The organism is Marinoscillum sp. (assembly GCF_965229915.1).
Taxonomy (GTDB): domain Bacteria; phylum Bacteroidota; class Bacteroidia; order Cytophagales; family Cyclobacteriaceae; genus Marinoscillum.
This window is the reverse complement of sequence record NZ_CBDDJZ010000001.1, coordinates 1,373,569-1,394,962: the sequence shown is the minus strand read 5'-3', so window position 1 is coordinate 1,394,962 and position 21,394 is coordinate 1,373,569. Positions and strand designations below refer to the sequence as shown.

Below are 21,394 nucleotides of genomic sequence, written 5' to 3'. Positions count from 1 at the left end.
CTACGGCGACCCATTCATATCAAATACGTTGTTGTCTTGGAGGAATGAATGGCAATGTGGGAAATCCGTTGAAAAGACGCTGGTCGGCAATTCCAAAAATTGCTTGGCTCACAGCGTGACGTTCTAGTATGAAGGGGCTTATTGTCTGGATAAACAGTTGTTTACTGCTCTGATCCAACTTTTGATGCTGCTGCTTCTCTCGGTTCTTTTTATAATCTATGACTGCCCTGGTTTCTTTGTGGTCAGTCACATACCGTATGATCAATGAGTCTTCAGTTCGAATCATCGAGATCACATCATGCATTTGGTTTTGATAAAGGAATTCTCGCCCTGGTTTCTCCCATTGAAGATTGGCTTCAATAGAGACGTGCAGTTCTTTTATTTCCAATGATAAATGCTCAGTTCTCTTAGATTCAAAAACCTGTCGACTCTTATGTTTTTGCCACTGCAGTAGCAAATAGGGGAGCGTACTAATCAACAGCCAATTACCAATAAGAAAATACACGATGACTATCAGCTTTTTCATGGATGATGGCTGATTAGCTGCATGGTGAAATTGACCGTGATATTACGACCGATATTATTCAGTCCAAAGTATTTGTAACGAGAGAGGTGGTCATAGTAGGTGGTATTTAAAAGATTATTGGCAGCAACACTGAGGGAGTATTTACCATCATTCAGGCTTAAATGCCCGCCGACGTTTAACAGGAAATAACCATCCGTACCGATTTCCTCAGCGGCCAGTCTCTGCTGTGATAATGCGGCAGTTGCTGTGGTGAATAGGCCGTATTTGGTGGATTTATGTGTGCGATTGTAATAGATTCCCGGTTTGATTTTTTGTGCAGGAGAGAATGGTAGGTAACCGCCACTGTCGGTTCGGGCGATCATCCATTGATACGAAGTATTGATGCGAAACGACCCCACACGGAAAGATAACTGTGCTTCACTCCCATATTGATAAGCGTTTTGCTGTCGGTATCTATACACTGGAAATCCAAACCACTCTTCGTCTGTTGGGCTCAAGTAGATATAGTTATAAAAGCGATTGTAAAATGGGCTTATAGACAGTTTTAATCCTTTCTTTTGATAGTGTCCATACAGGTTGAAAGCCACACTTTGTTCATTCTGCATGGACGGATCGCCTATTTCATACGTGTAGATTCCTTCATGTAGGCCATCTGCAGAGAGCTCAGCAAGATTAGGTATACGCACTCCATTGGCAATGTTAAACTTTACCTGGAATGCCGGTCTGCCAAAATAAGTGAGTCCGGTAAAGGCAGTATAGTAAGGTGCAAATTTGGAGAAGGGATCTACTTCCTTTTCGCTATCGTTGACCGTGGGGGTGGAGAAGGTATGAATGTATTTGGTTCCGGCACCGATTCCATTTTCCAGGATCAAACCATCATCCAGGTATGATTCAAGAAATAGTGAAAGGTTACTTTCTTGCATAGAGGCATTTGGGACGATTTTGCGCGAGCCATAGTTGAGATTTTTTTCAAATGACTCCAGATTGGAGACGATCAGTTTGTGCTTGTTGGAAAGCTGTTTTTCCCATTTTGCCAGGTACTGAAAGGTGAGTAAATGCATGTTGAGGCTGATTTTACCGCCACCTTCATTCTCCATGCGTTCATTCGATTGAATCCCCACATTGACCAGAAGTCTGGATTCTCGCAGCTTGATGGTGTTCTCCGATGAGAGAATGTTTAACAGTACGATATGATTGGGAAACTGCTGTAAGTTCCTGCTCCATCGCGTGTCAGGTTCTATGAAGGTATAAACGTCATTAAAGACAAAACCGAACTTATTGAACGACGACATGAAGTTGTTAGTGGAGGTCCAGTCTGGTTTACTGAATCCGTAAGTGGACTTTAAGTAATAACCGTTAAATCTTGAATTGAGAACCCGAGTATTGTCTCCATCAGAATAGTCACCGTTGTTTTCGGCCCCAACCCTCAGACGCCACCAGTTGTTTCCATTGTTTTTGCGATAACCGGCCTGTACCAATCCTCCAAGCGTATTGCTATGGAATCGCACACCATAGTCACTGATTGACTGATTGGGTGCGGGCTTGGACTCTTCGATTAGATTAATCACGCCACCGATGGCTTCTGTTCCATAGAGAATACTCATCGGTCCTTTGATGATTTCCACTTTTTTTAAACCAAAATCAGAGAGGCCCATACCATGTTCATCTTGCCATTGTTGATTGTCAAACTTCAGACCTGATAGCAAGACCAAAATACGGTTTCCATACAGCCCTCTGATGACCGGTTTGGAAATACCTACTCCAGAGCTTAGTACATCTACTCCGGGTTCTGATGCGATAAGGTCTGTCAGGTTATAATTGCCGTAGCGAGCCAAACTATCCTTGCTCAGGGATAAGATCATGGAGGTACTTTCTTCCGCCAACTTCTGTTCGTAGGTAGTGACGGTTAGCTCCTCCAGCAGTATAGTAGATAGTGAATCCACAGTTTGAGCGCAGAGTTTGCTGAAAGAGAGACAAGTGAGCGCAAGAGATATGAAGTATTTCTGTATAAATCCAGCGTGCAACTTAGACCATTATTTGTTTAATATCAATGAAGAAAAGGAGGAACGGTTCGTTTGTTCAGGAAAGCTTTGGTGTGACCAAACATCCGAAGGATTATCAACTTTCGTATGTTGTTCAGGACGAACCCCACTACGGGAATACTCCCACAAGTCAATATTGACTTGTCATTAAAATGTTTAGGTGATAATAAGGCTCTTGCCACAGGCAAGGGCTTTTTTAATGTCCTCACTAGAAAGGCAGATGAATCACATTATTTTTAAGACAAGAAAGGGACAGCCCAATTAGACTGTCCCTTAGCATGTGAACGGTGAACTCTAACCGAGTAGTGTTATCCAAATTTCGGCAGAAGACTGTGTACATACTATCCGTACTAGTGGGTATATTCTTCCCCTGGTTACAACCCTTTTGATAATAATTGCGTTTAGGATTTTTATATTTAGATTACAATTAGATTTAAATATCATTTCAATGGGAAAATATTCAATAGGGGAGTTTGAAGAAGTGGTCATGCTCACGGTAGCCATCCTGTATGGCAATGCTTATGGGGTGACCATCAAAGAGGATATTGAGGCAAGACTCAAACGAAACGTCAGCGTGGGAGCAATGCGAGTGGCTTTGCAGCGGCTGGAAGAGAAGGGCTATCTCATCTCGGAGTTTGGTGAGTCTACGGCAGTGCGCGGGGGGAAACGTAAGAAGTTCTTTAGAGTGACGCCAGAAGGTAAAAGAGCTTTGGATCAAGTGAGAGAAGCACGAATAAAGCTTTGGGACGCAGTACCGGACATAGCTTTTGATTTCAAGTAGTATGAAGAGACCGAGTTACCCACCTCGTTTTTTGTCCAGGTTTTTGGAATGGTTCTGCAAGCCGTCTTTGTATGAAGATGTGTCTGGGGATTTGTCAGAGATTTATGACAAGAAGCACTCAGTAAGTCCTTATAAAGCTAACCTGTGGTATCTGCTGAGTATTGTTAAACTTTTCAGACCGGGTATCATCCGGTCATTTTCAATCACTAATCCATTTGCTATGAGCATGCTAACCAATTACCTGACAGTTGCAGTCAGAAATGCGAAAAAATACAAAAGCTACACGTTCCTGAACCTGATGGGGTTGGTGATAGGTGTAACTAGTTCCATGCTGATATTCTTGTGGGTGAATGATGAGGTGAAGGTGGATCAATTTCATGAGAATGGTGATCGCATCTATCAGCTCTTCCGAAACATGAAGCAATCTGAAGGAGCCATTAATACCACCGAATCGATTCCCAAACCAGCTGGAGATCTCATGCTGGCAGAGTATCCAGAGATCGATCAATTGACTTATATGAGTTGGGAAATGAACCTACGGGTTAGTCATGAGGATAAGAACTTTTCTGAATCAGGCTACTGTGTGAGCAGATCGTTTTTCGACATGTTCAGTTTTGAGCTACTAGAAGGAAACAAAAACTCCATTTATGCACAACTCAATGAAGTGCTAATATCGCGAAACCTTGCTGAAAGATTGTTTGGAAGTGATTGGTCATCCAAGGCCGTCGGAAGTTCTGTGATGATCGGAGGAGATGAAAGCTTTGTCATATCGGGGGTGTTTGAAAATCCAGGAAGGCACTCCTCGCTACAGTTTGATTGGCTTATACCTGCTCAGCATTATTTCAACCAAAATGAGTGGGTGGACAACTGGGGCAACGGAAGTTTCAAAGTCTACTTTACCCTCAGAGACGAGTCACAGCTAGAGGCAGTTAGGTCAAGAGTTCACAATGAGATAATAGACCACACTCAGGACAATGACATGGCAGGTGAGGAGACACTCATCGTGCACAGGTTTTCGGAGTATTACCTCCAGTCCAATTTTGAAAACGGGGTGAAATCTGGCGGACGCATAGTCTATGTGAGGATCATGACAGCAGCAGGGTTGTTTTTACTGCTCATTGCCGTCATTAACTTCATGAACCTGGCAACTGCCAGGTCTGGTCGCCGCTCCAAAGAGGTAGGTGTACGCAAGGTTCTTGGCGCCCGGCGGGCATCTATTCGCACACAGTTTTATGTAGAGGCTTTTATGATCTCCACTCTGGCAGTACTGTTATCAATGGGTCTTGCGTGGCTTTTGCTTCCTTATTTTAGTCAATTGGTTGGCAAACAGCTGATGCTGGATTTTTCGAATCTTAACTTCCTACTGATCCTGTTAGGATTGATTGTTCTGCTGGGAGTGTTTTCGGGAAGCTACCCAGCACTTCTGATCAGTAGGTTCCAGATATCCAGTGCTCTGCGAGGAGGTGTCCATCAGGGAAAGACAGCTGGTATGTTGCGAAGAAGCTTAGTGGTGTTTCAGTTTGCTGTGGCTATGATCCTGCTGGTGGGCACAGGCATCGTATATGAGCAGCTTCAATATGTACTTAACAAAGACCTTGGCCTCAATAAAGAGAACATGGTGCTGGTAGAGCTCAAGGGAAATTTGAATGAGCGCCTGGATGCTTACAAGAACGAGTTGCTGTCCATACCAGAAGTATCGTCAGTGACGGTGAGCTCTGGAAACCCCATTAGCTATGGCCGGTCCACAAGCTCTGCCAGCTGGGAAAGTAAAAGTCCCGAGGCGGGATATGAGATCAATGTGATGCTGACGGATAAGGAGTTTGTGCAGACAATGGGTATGCGCATGAAGGAAGGGCGGGATTTTAAAGACGAGCTGAATGACTCTACTAATTTCCTTATCAATGAAGTAGCAGCAGAGTTGATGGGTTTTGAAAACCCCATAGGTAAGCAACTTTCTTTCTGGGGTATTGATGGTCGCATTGTTGGGGTGGTCAGGGACTTCCATATGCGAGACATGTATCGGCCGATTGCTCCATTGATCATTAGCTGTATTTCCCCGAGCAATGCCACCGTTGCCCTGATCAGAATACAAGGTTCTACCAATGAGGCCATCGCATCCATCGAAGCACTTACTAAAGATATGAATCCTCAATATGAGTTTGAGTACGAATTTTTGGATCAGGCGTACCAGGCAAACTATCAAAATGAAATGACCGTGAGCCGTCTTATTGGGATTTTTGCAGTCCTTTCGATCATTATTTCGAGTATGGGATTGTTGGGGCTTGCAGCATTCACTGCAGAGCAGCGGTCCAAGGAGTTGAGCATTAGGAGAGTTCATGGAGCCACTATTTCCCAGTTGATGGTATTGCTTTCATCCGATTATGTGAGACTCATGTTGGTTGCCTTCGTGATAGCTACGCCTGTGGCCTACTATTATGCGAATCAATGGCTGAGCAACTTCGAATTCAGTACCAGTCTGAGCCTGGTGGAGTTTGTAGGAGCTGCCGGAGTGATCTTTTTGGTGGGAATACTTACGGTGGGCTACCGATCGCTGATGGCGGCTAGAGTCAATCCAGCAGATGCGCTGAAAGATGAATGATTAAAGTGGATCAGGTGTAACTCGAACTGCTTTTTCGTCATGAAGGGGTATTGCATGCTCTTTGCTGACATCAGCTCTGGCTGCAAACACAGCTATACCGATTAGAATGATCAGAGCAATTAAGATGACAAGAAATCTGCTATTACGGAGCACACGCCTACGATGCAGGTATTCTTTTTGGAATGATCCAAAATCTTTATGTTCACTCAATTGGCTCCTCCCGAATAGTTTTCTTTTCACACGGTAATCATATCTAGACATACTCCTCCAGGTTTGATTTTAGTTTGGCCAGTAACCGGTAAAGCCTCATTTTAATGGCACTTAGTTTACAATTTGTCAAAAGGGCTATTTCCTCAAATGTGAGTTGTTCGAAGTACTTCATTTCGATTAACCTTATTTCGTCTTCTTTTAATGAGTGGAGTACTTCATTCAGCTTGTTTGATTCTATCAGCTGTTCCCAGCTGTCTTTCAGGTCTTCGCTAGCTTCAATGTAGTCTTGTTCTATTACAAATACAGGCTTTTTGTTCCGATAATGCTTCTTTAGTTCATTAGAAGCAATTTGGTATAACCAGGGAGCGAGAGGTTTTCCTTGCCAACTGAATCGTCCAATACTGGCCAAAGCTTTGAAAAAGGTTTGAGAGCAGAGGTCTGCTGCCAATGTCTCGTCATCAGTTCTTCTGAGCAAAAAGCGAAAAATCAGGTCATAATATTTATTGTAGAGCGGTTCGAATGCTCCTATATCGGTTTTGGATTTTTCTATCCAAACCCGCTCTTCTTCCAGATTATGATCGATGCGACTACTCATTTAGTACTCATGTAATCCAAAAACGCACAATAGTCACAAGAATTTTAGTATGACTTGTGACTTTTCCGGAAAAGTGGATTTAATGGATAAACGAATGCTTATGAAACTTAATCGCAAAAAGATTCCTGAAGTGAATACCGGGTCAATGGCGGATATCGCGTTTCTGTTGTTAATCTTCTTTTTAGTCTCCACTACCCTTCTTCAAGAAAAGGGGCTTTCCTTGAAGCTACCTCCTGAACCAGAAGATAGGTCCGTAATGGAAGTGAACGATCGTAACCTGTTTAAGATTTTGATCAATTCGAACAATCAATATTTAGTGGAGGATAAGACTCGATCCGACTTGATTGGTTTGCGTGATGAGATCAAAAAGTTCGTTCTAAACGGGGGTGAGGATCCGAATCTGTCTGATTCTCCAGCTAAGGCTACCGTATCCATTAAAGCTAATCGTGGTACAGATTATAGATACTTCATAGAGGTGCTAGATGAGGTCAAAGAGGCATATTATGAAATCTATGGAGCCAATGTAGGCATCAGTAGCCAGGCCTATCGTGAATTAGATCTGACCAGAGAGGATCAAAAAATGAGCTATATAAAGGGGAAAGAAGGCACTCCCATGAATATTTCCATTGCACAACCTAATAACTAAAATGTATCCCATGAGATTTAAGACAAAAACCAAGTTTCAGAATACCGAAATATCTACAGCTTCCTTGCCAGACATTGTTTTTCTCTTGTTATTCTTCTTTATGGTAAGTGCCACTATTAAACCCGTGGATGAGCAAGTGACTTATAAGACACCTCAAGCTCTGGCCATCACGTCTGTAGATCAGAAGACTTTGATTCGAGAAATATCCATCGGGCATCCGCAAAATACTTCTTTAGGAGATCAGGATGTGATATCAGTTGCTAACCAAATCATTAGAGTAGATCAGATAGCTCAGTGGGCCATCGAGCAAAAAGAAACACTGCCAGAAGCACTCAAGGATCAAATGATAGTGGTGATCAAAGCAGATGAGTTTGTAAAAATGGGCTTGATATCCGATGTTCAAGAAGAATTGAAGAAGGCTAACGCCAGAAAGGTAGTATATCGTGCACGCCCAGAAGCTACTCAATAAATAATGGAGTACCTGATCATTAAGCCCTGATCAACCGGAACGGTAGGGATAGAATCCCCCACACGATCTGAAAAATTGCCTTGAGCGTGAAACCGACAATTCTGAAGGGCAACAGGATCAACCAGAAAAAAGCCAGGATCAAAAATAAACCAATGGCCAGTGGTGCGGAAAGCGAAAATAAGATGCACCAAAGAAGTATGACTATTATCGTGCGCATGTCTTTCTTTAAAACAAAATTCTCGCCACAAATGCTAAGTGGCTGTAATTCAATGTGATGATAGCATGTGATTCGTCACCAAATGTGTGATTTCGGACAGGTTTGATTTCTCATTGTTCAAAATTGAACGACATCAAATGCATCATGCGATTAAACTCCTGACTAAAAGGCGCAACGATATCCACTGCGATCTGGTCAATTGGGTGCATGAATGAAAGCTGACGTGCGTGAAGCATCATGTCTGTCATAGTCCATTTCTCTTTGAACAGTCGGTTTTGTTTGTTGCAGCCGTGAGGGCGATCGCCAATGATGGGATGGAAGATATGTGCCATGTGTTTGCGTATCTGATGCATTCGGCCCGTCTCCGGCCGGACCTCCACCAGGGAGTATCTGGAGGTAGCATGCTTACCAAAAGGCACGTCCAATTCAGCCCTGTCCAGGCAGCGATAGTGGGTCACGGCATCCTGGAGTTTGCCATCATCTCTTCGGAGCGGATAGTCTATAGTGCCAGCATCGTCGATATAGCCTCTCACGATCGTCAGGTAGGTTTTGGCAATGGATTTGGAAGCAAACAGTGGCTGGGTGAGGCGATGGGTTTGTTCGTCAAGGCTGAAGAGCAATACTCCAGATGTCTTGCGATCCAGACGGTGGGCCGGGTATACGTGTTGGCCGATTTGATCGCGAAGCATTTGTACAGCAAACTCATCAGCATCTTTGGCAATGGGAGACCGGTGAACCAAAAGTCCGGGGGGCTTGTTAATGGCCAACAAATATGAGTCTTGAAAGAGTATCTCCAACATAACGTAATCTTTATCCAAGCGCATGACTTTAGTCACAGCTTGTCGATAATTGACCCAAAGATGCTTCAAATAATTATTGACACCTTAAATTTGAGGTTGATTTAGAAGAGTGAACCAGACAACTACTATAGCACTATACCAGCCAATGCTGCAATCCATCGCCTACAAGATGTTGGGATGCATGCACGATGCTGAAGACATGGTACAGGATGCTTTCTTAAAGTACCTGTCTGTCGATCATGAAAAGATTGATAATGTAAAAGCCTATTTGATTCGCTCTGTTACAAATAACTGCCTGAATCATCTCAATAGTTTAAAGCAGAAGAAAAAAGATTACCTGGAATCGGTAAAACTGCCCGATCTCTTCGATAAGATCGATTTCAGTCATTTGGACCTAAAGCATGAGCTTAGCTCAGCACTGGGAGTACTTCACAAGAAACTGGGACCACTGGAACGCGGATTGTTTGTCCTGCGTGAAGGGTTTGATTTTGACTATGAAGAGCTTCAGCACATTTTTAATAAGAAGAAAGAACACTGCCGTCAGCTCGTCTGTAGAGCCAAAGACAAACTTTCCAAAGAGACGGAGCGGTTCACCTATTCATTTAATTCTGACAAATACTTTGAAGCCATTAAAAAGGCGTGCTCAAGTGGAGAATTTGATGATTTACTAGGACAAATTCTAGAGGAGGACGAAGAGTAGAAAAAAAAGTTTCATTTTTTTTCATCAATCTGTCACAAACGATCACTCAACTTGTCTTACAGTTTAGAAAGCGAGGAATTTTCACTTTCCAAAATTGAGTTAAACAAATTAATAGTTGAGTAAATGGAGGTAATCATCCCATTCTTTATAGCGCATTGGTATTTGTCGCTATTTTTCCAAACATTCTTTTTGCATAGATATGCTGCGCACAAGGCGTTTACCATGAGTCCATTCATGGAAAAGGTGTTTTTTGTATTAACCTGGATATTCCAAGGGTCTAATTATCTAAGTGCCTATGGCTATGGCGTCATGCATAGAATGCACCATGCTTTTGCTGATACGCCAAATGATCCACACTCGCCAAAATATGACGAGACCATTTTCAAAATGATGTGGAAGACCAAGACGATTTATTCTGATATCACTAGCCGAAGGGTAGAAGTGGATAAGCGATTTACAGAAGGGGTACCTTCATGGCATGCATTTGATAAGTTTGCCCGCAGTTGGGTTTCTAGAATTCTTTGGGGTGCGTCTTACTTCGCTGTGTATTGGGTGTTTGCGGACGCCTGGTGGTTGTGGTTGCTCCTGCCAGCTCAGTTTTTGTTGTCTCCTATCCATGGAGCCATTATCAACTGGTTCGCACATATTTATGGATATAGAAACTTCGAAGTAGGAGATACCTCTAAGAACTTCTTGCCATTTGACTTTCTGATGATGGGTGAAAGCTATCATAATAACCACCACAAGCATGGCTCTAGGGCGAACTTTGGAGGTGTGAGATGGCATGAAATCGACCCTACCTATCAGGTGATCAAACTTCTGAATTTTGTAGGTGTCATCAAGCTGGCCAAGCAGAAAGAAGTGAAAATGGAGAAAATAGATAAGAAAAAGGTTGCTGCTTAATTGTAGAATATAGTTAGAAATCTCAGAAACCGTTTCAATTAACTTTGAAACGGTTTTTTCGTTGATACCAGTTATGTTTTGTCAGTTATTTTCTCTTTTCCTACTATTTGGTTCATTTGTCAATACACTGGAGGTTAAAATCCAGGGTATAGAAGAGCCACAGGGAATGATCCGAATCGCTGTTTATGATTCGGATGAGGTGCATCTGGATGAAGAGCAGATTTCTTTTTTTCACGAAGAGCCAGTGAATGCTACTGGTGAGATGACCATCAGGATTCAGCTGCCAGAGGGAAGTTATTCGGTTGCGGTGTTTCATGATGTCAATGGAGATAAAGCGCTCAATAAAAACATGATAGGCATGCCCAAAGAGCCATATGGTTTTTCCAACAACGCGATGGGCACTTTTGGTCCACCATCCTTTGAGCAAGCTAGAATAAGAGTGCCTGATGCCGAGCGGATTACGATCAAGTTGCGGTGATCGGAGGTCCTCAGAGTTGAAATGAAGTTAAGTTTATCATAAGGGAAAAGGGCCAGGTTTTTGTTTATTACGAGAGCTGTAATGACCATTCAAATGTGAATAGCAGCCTATAATCAAAGAATTTTGGACACATGCTGATGCCTGCGTTCAATTGCATAAGATCAAAAACCAAACTACCAATGCTACTTAACTATCTGAAAATCACTTACCGAAATTTCATTAACCACAAAGTATACTCAGCCATCAACATCAGTGGTTTGGCCATTGGGTTGAGTTGCTTCATCCTGATATTTCTCTACATCCAGGATGAATTAAGTTATGATCGATTTCATAGTAAATCAGACAGGACCTACCGACTGGTGGAGCACTTCGAAAGTGAAGGAGTAGGAGAGCACAGTGCCTCTCAACCGTTCCCAACAGGCCCAACGCTAGCGGCGGATTTTGATGCTCAAATAGAGGCCATGACTCGAATGTTCAATTTTCAGTCACCATCATTGGCACTGGCAAATCGGGAAAAGGACAAGGCATTTAATGAATCAGGAATATTTTTCGTGGATTCTACTTTTTTCGATGTTTTTGATTTTGAGTTATTAGTAGGGGACAAAGAAACTGCTCTTGATGAGCCAAATAGTATCCTGCTAACTGAGTCCATGATGGAAAAATACTTTGGCAAGGAAGATCCAATAGGTAAGGTTTTGGAGTTTCAGGGAAACCAAAACTTTAAAGTAACAGGGGTTTTGGCAGATGCTCCTCTGAATGCTCATTTTCAGTTTGACTTCTTGGGTTCATTCTCCAGTTTGAAACAGTCCTTTGGTGGTGGGTATCCACAGACCTGGTACTGGAACCCCTGCTGGACCTATGTGGTGCTAGGACAAGACGTCCGGCCAGAAAATATGGAATCACAGTTTCCCGATTTTGTGAAAAAATATTTTCCTAAATTCATTGTAGATGATGTCACACTGGAGTTACAGCCTCTGGAAGAGATTCATCTCACCTCCAGATTGGACTATGAAATTCAAGCCAATGGCAGTATGGATAACCTGCAGATATTTGGGATGGTGGCGGTCTTCGTCTTGTTGATCGCTTCTATCAACTTCATCAACCTGTCCACGGCCAGAGCAAACAAGCGTGCCAAGGAAGTAGGGGTGAGAAAATCACTCGGTAGTGAAAAGAAACAGCTGATCAGTCAGTTTGTGGTGGAGTCTCTGTTGCTCACTTTGCTGGCAGTAGTTTTTGCTTTGGTGGTGCTGTTTTTAGTATTACCGGCATTCAATCAGTTGACAGAAAAGGCCATTTCATTTACCAGGTTATTAGATCCCTACATGCTTTTCGGTCTGCTTGGTTTGACCTTGGTGGTTGGGCTACTGTCGGGTTTCTACCCAGCCTTTGTGCTCTCCTCATTTAAGACCATTGACGTAATTAAAAGCTCCACAGTCAAGGTTTCAGGTTTTAACTTTAGACGAATACTGGTCACCTTTCAGTTTGCCATTTCTATTGCTTTGATTATTGGGACTATTGTGGCCATTCGTCAATTGAACATGCTCCAAAACGATGAAGTAGGCTTTGATCAGGACGCTATTGTGATGCTGCCGGTAATCAGAAGTCCAATGGGTCAGCACTATGAGAATTTCAAAAACATCGCTTTGGAGAGTCCACGGATCAAGAGCATGACAGGGGTGGAGGAGATTGTAGGAAGCAAGCATCAGGTCAATAACTATCAGTTTGAAGGGATGGAACAGTCCAAGCCTTTTCCGCATTTTAATGTGAGGCACGATTTTACCGAAACCATGGGGATCGATTTGGTAGCGGGCAGAGACTATGCCTATGAGTTTCAGACTGATGATTCTCTTGCTCTGGTGGTAAACGAAACCCTGGTGAAAGCCATGCAATGGGAATCTCCAGAAGCGGCCATTAACAAGCGGTTTTATTATCGGGGAGAGCTGCGTGGTAAGATCGTTGGTGTGGTGAAGGATTATAACTTCGTTTCCAAACATCACCCGATTGCACCTTTTGTGTTGTCTCTCAATACGCATCCGGGAGCATTTAATCTATTCATCAAATACGTGGCAGTGAAGATTGATTCGGAACAGACCCAATTGGCTCTGGCTGATATAGAAAGCGCCTGGAGGCAAGTAATGCCAGCACGTCCGTTTGATTACTTCTTTTTAGATCAGAGGCTTGAAGAATCCTATCGTGCAGAAAAGAAGCTCAGCACCATCACGGTGATCTTTTCAGGGTTGGCCATTTTTGTGGCTTGCCTTGGCTTGTTTGGTCTCACTACCTATGCTATGGAGCAGCGCAAAAAAGAAATTGGTATCCGCAAAGTGTTGGGGATTAGTACTCCACAAATCGTAATGCTATTGTCTAAGGAGTTTTTCTTGCTAATTGGAATTGCGTTTTTGTTGGCGGTACCAAGTGCCTACTTCATGTTGGAAGAGTGGTTGAGCGGTTTCGCTTTTAGAGTGGAGCTGGTTTGGTGGCCTTTTATTGTGGCGGGAGTTATGACAGCACTGATAGCTACAGTCACCATGGCTTTTCATAGCTTGAAAGCGGCACTGATCAATCCAGCTGAAACCTTGAAATATGAATAGTAAAAAACCACATTTTACTTGTCCGTTAATTGTAAATATTTCAACTTAGACAGTCAGAGTTCAATATGATTATGATTTGGATTCTTAAGGGGAGCTAATGCACTATTTATCCTATTAGATCATTAGTTCGTCTAACAAAATGATAAGATGTCGTTCGGATAAATTAAATGCTTTATTTTTCAATAGTAATTCCAACTAATGAAAATTGAAAGCATGATCACCGTACTAAGAAGACTTGTATATTTTGGAGCATTATTTTTGGCCATTATGGGCATACTCATGATCTTGATAAAGAGTGACATGGGACATGTTCCGCAGGCGCTGAAATTATTTTTACTCGGATTTGTATTTTTCTTAGGAGGCATGCTTGTTATTCTCATAGCTAAAAGAGGTTTGGGAGGATAAAAGGTTGCTAAATGTCAGATGTAGTGAAGATCCTGTATGTCGATGACGAACGCGGGAATATCGATTATTTCCGGTCGGTTTTTCGGCGTGAGTATGAGATAGTTACGGCCAATTCAGGCGAGGAGGGTCTTGAGATCCTGCAGCGTGATCAGGATATCCCGGTGATTCTGACCGATCAGCGCATGCCCAGGATGACTGGTGTGGAGTTCTTGCGCAAGTCCATAGATATCGCTCGAGATAGCATCAGGATTTTGGTGACTGGGTATGCCGATATGGAAACGGTGATCAACGCCGTAAACCTGGGACATATCTATTACTACATCTCCAAGCCGTGGACTTATGATGAGATGCAGATCATCATCAAACGCGCCATAGAGACTTATAGGCTGCGATCCATCAACAAGGAGTTGTTGATTCGTTCAGAAAGGATGGAGAAAGAGCGTGTAGTAGCCCAATTGGAGAATTTGCGCAATCAGGTAAATCCACACTTCTTGTTCAATTGCCTAAACACGCTGCACGCACTCGTACATGACAATGCTGAAGCCCGTGATTTTGTTAAGAATTTGGCTAGCACTTATCGCTACCTGTTAGAGCATAGTGAAAATCTGGTACCCATTACATCAGAGGTTTCTTTTGTGGAGAATTACATTCACTTGCAGCGAGTGAGATTCAAAGATGCATTTACTTTTGAGATGCAGCTGGAGGGAGCTGACAAAGAATACATGATCCCCAGTGCATCATTGCAGCTTTTGGTTGAGAACACCCTAAAGCACAACAAAATCACCAGGGAAAAACCACTGAACGTATCAGTGTATATAGAAAATGACTGGTTGTACGTGAAGAATAATTACCAACCAAAAGACTCCAAACGAGACTCTACCGGAGTGGGGCAAAAGAATCTGGAAGCACGCATGTCTTATTTATCTTTGCCTGCGCCGGAGTTCTATATGGATGGTGATTTTTATGTATCCAAAATTCCATTATTAAAAGATAAGTCCTAAATTCAGGAGAAAGGTTGCTATATGTTAAAAGTTGCTATTATTGAAGACGAGCCGCTCGCCGCGGAAGATCTGGAGAAAACCCTCATACAAGTAGACCCAGAGGCTGAAGTGGTGGCGAAGCTAGCCAGTGTAGAATCCGCCGTAGAATGGTTGGAAAACAATGAGGTGGATTTGATCCTATCAGATATTGAACTGGGCGATGGGCTTAGCTTCGATATTTTTAATCAGGTAACAAACGCCGCCCCTATTATCATCACCACTGCTTATGATCAATATGCCATTCGTGCTTTCAAGGAGAACAGTGTCGATTATTTGCTCAAGCCGATAGATAAAGGGGAGCTGGAGACTGCTATTACCAAGTATAAAAATTGGCGTCAGAATGGTCAGGAATTTGATATGGGTAACCTACTGGAGGTGCTTAAGCCGTATTCTGATCAGAAATTTCAGGAGCGTTTTCTGGTAACTTTGGGGGAGAAGATTCATTCCATACCGGAGGAGGAAGTAGCCTATTTTTTCAGTGAAGATCGCTATACGTTTCTGGTCACCAAAAAAGGGACGCAGCACATCATCAATACGAACCTGGGGGATCTGGAAGGCAGCCTCAACCCAAAGAAATTCTACCGGATCAATCGGAAGTTTATCATTTCATATGGCAGCATCCAAAACATGGTTTCTTACTCCAAAAGCCGGGTAAAAATCGATCTGGTACCACCTCCGCCCAACTCCATGGAAGTGGTTGTAAGCGTGGAGCGTTCCGGGCCATTTAAGCGATGGCTGAATGACTAAAAGCATTGGAACTAAAACTTACCAATCTGTTGTTTTCACCATAAGGCAGTAAGGTTAAGTTTTTGAGTTTTTGATTAATTAGAAAGCCCTGATCCTGGAGGTCAGGGCTTTTTTATTAAATTCAATTGAAACCAGAATGAGTTTTACTAGTTTCAACTATCAGAACTCAATACATTATGCCTATTCCCAAAGCTTCCATTGATGAAGTAGCCAGTCAGCTAATCCAAAGATTTCAAACCGTACGTGATCGATTCCTTCAATTGGTTGAACCACTAGAGATTGAAGATTTCGTGGTGCAACCTGTTCAGGATGTAAGTCCGCCCAAGTGGCACCTCGCTCATACCACCTGGTTTTTTGAAGTGTTCGTGTTGGTGCCCAATGTCAAGGATTACCAACTTTTTCATCCCGATTATCCCTACTTGTTTAATAGCTACTATGTAGCCGCTGGTGACCGCTGGACCAGAGCCGAGAGAGGATTTCTTACCAGGCCTACTGTTAAAGAAATAATGAACTACCGGGCTTATGTAGAAGAGCATATGCTAACGTTCTTATCCACAGCAAAGATGACCGAAGACCTGGCCTATGTGATGGAAATAGGTCTGCAGCATGAGCAGCAGCACCAGGAGCTTTTCCTTTATGACATTAAATACATCCTTGGTCACAATCCCTTATTTCCAGCATATAAGGACTTAGCTCTTGCACCTTCCCAGGAAGTCGACGCTATGCAATGGTTGTCGGTGGAGAAAGGGAACTACTCTGTAGGTTATGATGGAAATGGCTTTTGTTTTGACAATGAGCTGGGCCGACATGAAATTCATTTAGAAGCTTTTGAAATAGCCGATCGATTGGTGACCAATGGAGAGTTTTTTGAGTTTATCCATGCTGGAGGTTATGAAAACCATGAATACTGGCTATCCGAGGGTTGGGATTGGGTTAATAACCAGGACTATAAAAGCCCGATGTACTGGATCAAAGAAGACAATAAGTGGATGTATTACACCCTAGGTGGGTTGAAGGAGATTGATATGAATGAGCCGGTTGCTCATGTATCTTTTTATGAAGCAGATGCTTACGCCAGATGGACGGGTTATCGACTGCCCACCGAGTTTGAATGGGAAGTAGCCTGCCAGAAATATGAACGGGAAATTCCAGCCAATGCTCATCTCATGGACAATAGCTCATTTCACCCGCAGCATGCAAGTGGGCCAGGGTTTTATGGCAACCTGTGGGAATGGACATCCAGTGCCTACCAGCCTTATCCGTATTACCGAGCGCCAGATGGTGCGTTGGGAGAATACAACGGTAAGTTTATGGTCAATCAAAAGGTGCTTCGAGGAGGTTCTTTTGCCACACCCAAAGAACAAATCAGGTATTCCTATCGAAATTTCTTTCATCCGCACCTGCAATGGCTTTTTGCAGGGATTAGATTATCAAGACATATTTAAACTTCACTAACTCACACTTCATTTTGTCCAAAACTCAATTTGCCGAAGACGTAAAAGAGGGTCTTAACTCAACACCCAAGCGTCTTTCTTCCAAGTACTTTTATGATGCCAAAGGAGACAAACTCTTTCAGCAGATCATGCAACTGGAGGAATATTACCTCACTCGAGCCGAACTCAATATTTTCCAGACTCAATCCCAACACCTTCTTGACTTGTTTGACTCAGGTGGAGCGTTCCGAATAGTAGAGTTGGGAGCAGGTGATGGGATGAAAACCAAAGTGTTGTTGAAATATTTTCAGCAAAAAGGCGCTGATTTTTCTTACTGTCCGGTTGATATATCAGCCAATGTGTTGGAAGACCTCAAACGCAACATTCTGGCAGAACTACCCCATTTGAAGATGGAACCTTTGGCGGGTGATTACTTCAAGGTGTTGTCGGAGCTGAAATTTCAGAATCATAAAAGAAACATCGCTTTTTTCCTTGGCTCCAATATTGGCAACTTTCGAAAGGACCTGGCCATAGCGTTTCTGAGCAGCATTCAGCAAAACCTGGCTAAAGGCGATTTTCTGCTCATTGGATTTGATCTGAAGAAGGATCCAAAAAGAATCCTTAGTGCTTACAATGATTCGCAAGGTGTCACTCGTGCATTCAATATGAATTTGCTTCAGAGGATCAATGACGAACTTGGTGGAGACTTTGATCTGGAAGCTTTTGACCACAATCCTATCTATGATCCCATGACGGGAGAATGCCGTAGCTATTTGATAGCTAAAACTCCTCAAAAGGTGCATATCAAAGAATTGAATGCGTCTTATGAATTTAGAGCATGGGAGCCTATCTACATGGAGGTGTCCAAGAAATATGATCTGGATGAGATTGCTGATCTTGCTGAGTCCACCGGATTTCGCGTTCGGGAAAACCTCTTTGACCAAGAACAATTGTTTGCGGACTCTATTTGGGAGGTGGTTTGAGATTTTAATCCTTCAGATTCTTTTGATTTTCAATTATCAAAGTAAATTTGCCGTCCTATTGCCCAGGTGCTGAAACTGGTAGACAGGCATGGTTGAGGGCCATGTGTTCTTAAGGACGTGCGGGTTCGACTCCCGCTCTGGGCACTAAGAATTTTCACCATAAGGTTTTAGGTGTGGAAGGCGGTTCGCCGCTGCGATGTGATCGACCAGATCGACTCTTCTCGTGCGCACAAATGTGATGTCAGGTTTTAGATTGTGCAGAGTGGCTACTCTAATCGACCTTTACTTGTGACCACTAAAAAAATAAAGTCTGATCAATCATTGGTCAGACTTTTTTGTTTCATAGGCAGGAAAATCATTAGATTGAAAACATGAAAGTAGACGTTCAATTACTCAAAAATATTTGTGAGGCTCCGGGAGCACCGGGCTTTGAAAACCCTATCAGGCAACTGATCATAGAGGAGATAAAAAGCCATGTAGATGAATATTCGATTGACAATATGGGCAATGTGATTGCTATCAAAAGAGGGACTAAAAACCCAGATGGCAAAAAGGTGATGGTAGCTGCTCATATGGATGAGATAGGCTTTTTGGTGTCTCACATTGATGATAAGGGGTTTATCAGGTTTCAGACATTGGGGGGCTTTGATCCCAAGACGCTCACCGCTCAGCGTGTGATCATCCATGGTAAAAAAGAGGTAATCGGAGTGATGGGTAGCAAACCTATTCATGTGATGAAACCCGAAGAGCGCAACAAACCTCCTAAAATTGATGAGTATTTCATTGACTGTGGTATGTCCAAAGAGGAGCTGGAAAAAGTAATCGAAATAGGAGATCCAATCACCCGGGAGCGAGAACTGATTGAGATGGGTGATTGTGTGAATTGTAAATCCATTGACAATCGGGTTTCAGTCTACATACTGATCGAAGCACTGAAAAACATCAAGAATCCTGCTTTTGATTTTTACGGAGTGTTTACCGTGCAGGAGGAAGTGGGCATCCGCGGAGCGAATGTAGCATCTCACACGATTAACCCGGATTTTGGGATTGCCCTGGATACCACAATCGCCTATGACCTGCCAGGAGCGCAATCACACGAACAAGTGACAACACTTGGAGGTGGTACGGCAGTGAAGATCATGGATGCCATGACCATTTGCGATAGCCGTATGGTGAAGTTTTTGAAAAAGACTGCTGATGCCCACAAGATCAAATGGCAGCCGGAGATATTGGCAGCCGGTGGTACTGATACTTCCGGAGTGCAACGTATGGGCAAAAATGGATCAATAGCTGGAGCGATTTCCATCCCAACCAGACACCTTCATCAGGTAATCGAAATGGCGCATAAGGAAGATATAGTGGGTTCTATCGAGTTGTTAGTAGCAGCCCTCGAGGAGATAGACACTGCCAGCTGGGAGTACTAAATAGAAAGGCTGTATGAAGCGATAAGCCTATTTGGTACCGATCTAAAAATTGGAGGCCGTTCAAACTTGTTTGATACGGCCTCTTTTTTTATAAGTCTGTTTCCGTAGTGCTACCTACTTCCTGTATGCAGGTAATTTTGACTGTGGTGCCTTTCATGCAGATAGAGCCGTACTCACTGGCTACATCATAGTCTATCAGCACTTCCATACCATCTTCCATAGAAAAATTAGCCAATGGATCGTTCATTTGCTCTTCGGAAATCGGAGGAGTGCCACAATACCCCACAATAATGGGTTCGAGGTATTCGCCATTGTCTAGCTTTAGTAGGTATCCGCATCCATCCAGGCCAGACCAGTCTTCAATCACCGCATGGGTGCTACATTGCTCTTCAGGCTGGAGAGACTCATCAGCACAGCTACTGATAGCTATGACCATTGATACGGACCAAAAAACGAAGGTGTTTCGGATATTCATAGAGATCGTTATTTGATGTTAAAGACTACAGGTCCTGCTGATTGGTTGGAAACAAAAAGCCGACCTGAACTATCAGGCCGGCCTCTCAGCTATCTATGATCAACAACTAAACCTCTTGTGTTCTAAAAGAATTGAGAACTTGTTCCAATTCTGTTGCCTGTTTCACTCCCGATTGTCTCCACATGACCTGTCCCTTTTGATATATCATCAGCGTGGGTACACTCTGGATTTTCAACGACCTTGCCAGCTGTGGATTTTTATCTACATCCACTTTGATTACCGTGGCTTGGTCTTTCATTCTCGTTTTGAGTTCGCTCAGTATCGGCCCGAGCATTTGACATGGACCACACCACTCAGCCGAAAAATCGACTAGCACTGGTTTGCTGGATTGAATGAGCTCATGAAATGTGCGTGGCATTTGATTATGCTTGTGGTACCAATGCATTCACATCATACCAGCTGCCTCCATTGTAGCACTCGATACCTTGTGAACCCAAAAATGCACAGGCTTGACCGCTACGATTGCCACTCATGCAGCATAGAACAAGTGGACCCTCCATGGCTTTGAATTCATCCACTCGATTAGCAACTTCGTTTAACGGAATGTTGATGGCACCAGGTACACTGCCACCCGCAAATTCCATAGGAGATCTTACATCGATGATTTTTGCTCCTTCATTGATTAGTTTTTCTAAACTCATATGTATTAAAATTTTAGATTTCTGATTACCAATTCCAGTACAAAGAAACGGTGATCATTCTGTCGGGTTTGTAACTTCTGTTACACTCAATCATGCTAAAAGTCAGCGGCTTAAATAAACATTGTCATCAAAAGGTACTGGAGTGAAAGCTAGCTTTGTATGTCTAAAAAGCTAATACTATGGAGACAACAATCATTGTAGATAATCTCAAGTGTGGAGGATGTGCAAACACGATCAAAAACAACCTTTCCAAACTATCTGGAATTCATGCAGTGGCAGTGGATGTGGACACTGCTGCCGTCACTTTGCTCCACGAAACCGCGGTACACAAGCAGGACATCCTGGACCGACTTGGCTCTTTAGGTTATCCAGAACAAGGGACTACTAACGGCTATCAGAAAGTAAAATCCTACGTGAGCTGCGCAGTGGGAAGAATACAACATTGATTAAGTGTAACATCTTTTAGGTGATAGTCTTAGGCTTCTAATCTTCGTCTTAAGATTATCATTTAGGTGTTTTGCTTACATAAATCACGGGTGTAAATATTTGATTAACAGATAGATACATTTCAAGAGCAAATTATTCTCACTCGTCGATAAATCACTTGTCTTTACCATGACAAACTCTAT

General features: G+C 43.0%; 23 protein-coding genes and 1 tRNA gene. 16 read left to right on the top strand and 8 right to left on the bottom strand.

Features of this window, described 5'->3' with window-relative positions; translation table 11 throughout:
* Positions 1–19: 19 nt before the first annotated feature.
* Both ACO067_RS05930 and ACO067_RS05925 read right to left on the bottom strand, forming a co-directional pair.
* Entirely contained in the window at positions 20–526 is a 507-nt protein-coding gene (locus ACO067_RS05930) for a hypothetical protein (protein WP_421871814.1), read from the bottom strand.
* On the bottom strand, positions 523–2,469 hold the full coding sequence (locus tag ACO067_RS05925; RefSeq protein ID WP_421871811.1) for a TonB-dependent receptor plug domain-containing protein: 1,947 nt from the start codon (positions 2,467–2,469) through the stop codon (positions 523–525). Before ACO067_RS05925 ends, ACO067_RS05930 begins: the two co-directional genes overlap by 4 nt.
* A gap of 547 nt (positions 2,470–3,016) precedes the next feature.
* Here ACO067_RS05925 and ACO067_RS05920 point away from each other — a divergent pair.
* A complete protein-coding gene (locus tag ACO067_RS05920) occupies positions 3,017–3,349 on the top strand; it encodes a PadR family transcriptional regulator (protein WP_421871808.1) in 333 nt (110 codons plus the stop codon).
* A 1-nt stretch (position 3,350) separates the two neighbouring features.
* Positions 3,351–5,948, top strand: a complete 2,598-nt coding sequence (locus ACO067_RS05915) for an ABC transporter permease (protein ID WP_421871805.1) — start codon at positions 3,351–3,353, stop codon at positions 5,946–5,948.
* Here ACO067_RS05915 and ACO067_RS05910 read toward each other — a convergent pair whose 3' ends face one another.
* Both ACO067_RS05910 and ACO067_RS05905 read right to left on the bottom strand, forming a co-directional pair.
* Entirely contained in the window at positions 5,949–6,209 is a 261-nt protein-coding gene (locus ACO067_RS05910) for a hypothetical protein (protein WP_421871802.1), read from the bottom strand.
* Complete coding sequence (locus tag ACO067_RS05905) at positions 6,202–6,753, bottom strand: RNA polymerase sigma factor (RefSeq protein ID WP_421871800.1); 552 nt, start codon at positions 6,751–6,753, stop codon at positions 6,202–6,204. The genes ACO067_RS05910 and ACO067_RS05905 overlap by 8 nt, the downstream gene beginning before the upstream one ends.
* Positions 6,754–6,853: 100 nt before the next feature.
* Here ACO067_RS05905 and ACO067_RS05900 point away from each other — a divergent pair, with 100 nt between their 5' ends.
* Both ACO067_RS05900 and ACO067_RS05895 read left to right on the top strand, forming a co-directional pair.
* A complete protein-coding gene (locus tag ACO067_RS05900; protein ID WP_421871797.1) occupies positions 6,854–7,399 on the top strand; it encodes an ExbD/TolR family protein in 546 nt (181 codons plus the stop codon).
* 10 nt (positions 7,400–7,409) lie between these two features.
* Entirely contained in the window at positions 7,410–7,868 is a 459-nt protein-coding gene (locus ACO067_RS05895) for an ExbD/TolR family protein (RefSeq protein ID WP_421871794.1), read from the top strand.
* A 327-nt stretch (positions 7,869–8,195) separates the two neighbouring features.
* Here ACO067_RS05895 and ACO067_RS05890 read toward each other — a convergent pair whose 3' ends face one another.
* Positions 8,196–8,885 carry a pseudouridine synthase gene (locus tag ACO067_RS05890; RefSeq protein WP_421878278.1) on the bottom strand — a complete coding sequence of 230 codons (690 nt, stop codon included), beginning with the start codon at positions 8,883–8,885 and terminating at the stop codon, positions 8,196–8,198.
* Positions 8,886–8,994: 109 nt separating this feature from the next.
* Between ACO067_RS05890 and ACO067_RS05885 the strand changes: the two genes are divergently transcribed.
* The 11 genes from ACO067_RS05885 (at position 8,995) to ACO067_RS05835 (ending at position 19,589) form a co-directional block, all read left to right on the top strand.
* Entirely contained in the window at positions 8,995–9,585 is a 591-nt protein-coding gene (locus ACO067_RS05885) for a sigma-70 family RNA polymerase sigma factor (RefSeq protein ID WP_421871791.1), read from the top strand.
* Between the two features lie 123 nt (positions 9,586–9,708).
* On the top strand, positions 9,709–10,488 hold the full coding sequence (locus ACO067_RS05880; protein WP_421871788.1) for an acyl-CoA desaturase: 780 nt from the start codon (positions 9,709–9,711) through the stop codon (positions 10,486–10,488).
* Positions 10,489–10,561: 73 nt separating this feature from the next.
* Positions 10,562–10,966 carry a DUF2141 domain-containing protein gene (locus tag ACO067_RS05875; RefSeq protein WP_421871785.1) on the top strand — a complete coding sequence of 135 codons (405 nt, stop codon included), beginning with the start codon at positions 10,562–10,564 and terminating at the stop codon, positions 10,964–10,966.
* A 179-nt stretch (positions 10,967–11,145) separates the two neighbouring features.
* Positions 11,146–13,557: an FtsX-like permease family protein gene (locus tag ACO067_RS05870; protein WP_421871783.1), complete on the top strand. Its 2,412-nt coding sequence runs from the start codon at positions 11,146–11,148 to the stop codon at positions 13,555–13,557.
* 198 nt (positions 13,558–13,755) lie between these two features.
* The gene (locus ACO067_RS05865) at positions 13,756–13,962 is read left to right on the top strand and encodes a hypothetical protein (RefSeq protein ID WP_421871781.1); all 207 of its coding nucleotides are present in this window, start codon (positions 13,756–13,758) and stop codon (positions 13,960–13,962) included.
* Between the two features lie 11 nt (positions 13,963–13,973).
* Positions 13,974–14,963: a histidine kinase gene (locus ACO067_RS05860; protein ID WP_421871779.1), complete on the top strand. Its 990-nt coding sequence runs from the start codon at positions 13,974–13,976 to the stop codon at positions 14,961–14,963.
* Positions 14,964–14,984: 21 nt separating this feature from the next.
* Positions 14,985–15,749 (top strand): LytR/AlgR family response regulator transcription factor, encoded by a 765-nt coding sequence (locus ACO067_RS05855; RefSeq protein WP_421871777.1) that lies wholly within the window; start codon positions 14,985–14,987, stop codon positions 15,747–15,749.
* Positions 15,750–15,925: 176 nt separating this feature from the next.
* Positions 15,926–17,194 carry an ergothioneine biosynthesis protein EgtB gene (egtB, locus tag ACO067_RS05850; RefSeq protein ID WP_421871775.1) on the top strand — a complete coding sequence of 423 codons (1,269 nt, stop codon included), beginning with the start codon at positions 15,926–15,928 and terminating at the stop codon, positions 17,192–17,194.
* Between the two features lie 23 nt (positions 17,195–17,217).
* Entirely contained in the window at positions 17,218–18,165 is a 948-nt protein-coding gene (gene egtD, locus ACO067_RS05845; protein WP_421871773.1) for an L-histidine N(alpha)-methyltransferase, read from the top strand.
* Between the two features lie 60 nt (positions 18,166–18,225).
* A tRNA-Leu gene (locus tag ACO067_RS05840) sits at positions 18,226–18,309 on the top strand.
* 227 nt (positions 18,310–18,536) lie between these two features.
* Entirely contained in the window at positions 18,537–19,589 is a 1,053-nt protein-coding gene (locus ACO067_RS05835) for a M42 family metallopeptidase (protein ID WP_421871770.1), read from the top strand.
* A gap of 88 nt (positions 19,590–19,677) precedes the next feature.
* On the opposite strand, the gene ACO067_RS05830 is transcribed toward ACO067_RS05835, so the two are convergent.
* The 3 genes from ACO067_RS05830 to ACO067_RS05820 form a co-directional block, all read right to left on the bottom strand.
* On the bottom strand, positions 19,678–20,064 hold the full coding sequence (locus ACO067_RS05830; protein ID WP_421871767.1) for a hypothetical protein: 387 nt from the start codon (positions 20,062–20,064) through the stop codon (positions 19,678–19,680).
* A gap of 106 nt (positions 20,065–20,170) precedes the next feature.
* A complete protein-coding gene (gene trxA / locus ACO067_RS05825; RefSeq protein ID WP_421871765.1) occupies positions 20,171–20,482 on the bottom strand; it encodes a thioredoxin in 312 nt (103 codons plus the stop codon).
* A gap of 4 nt (positions 20,483–20,486) precedes the next feature.
* Positions 20,487–20,765 (bottom strand): rhodanese-like domain-containing protein, encoded by a 279-nt coding sequence (locus ACO067_RS05820; RefSeq protein ID WP_421871763.1) that lies wholly within the window; start codon positions 20,763–20,765, stop codon positions 20,487–20,489.
* Between the two features lie 179 nt (positions 20,766–20,944).
* On the opposite strand from ACO067_RS05820, the gene ACO067_RS05815 reads away from it, so the two are divergent.
* Positions 20,945–21,211, top strand: a complete 267-nt coding sequence (locus tag ACO067_RS05815; protein ID WP_421871761.1) for a heavy-metal-associated domain-containing protein — start codon at positions 20,945–20,947, stop codon at positions 21,209–21,211.
* The last annotated feature ends 183 nt before the right edge of the window (positions 21,212–21,394 follow it).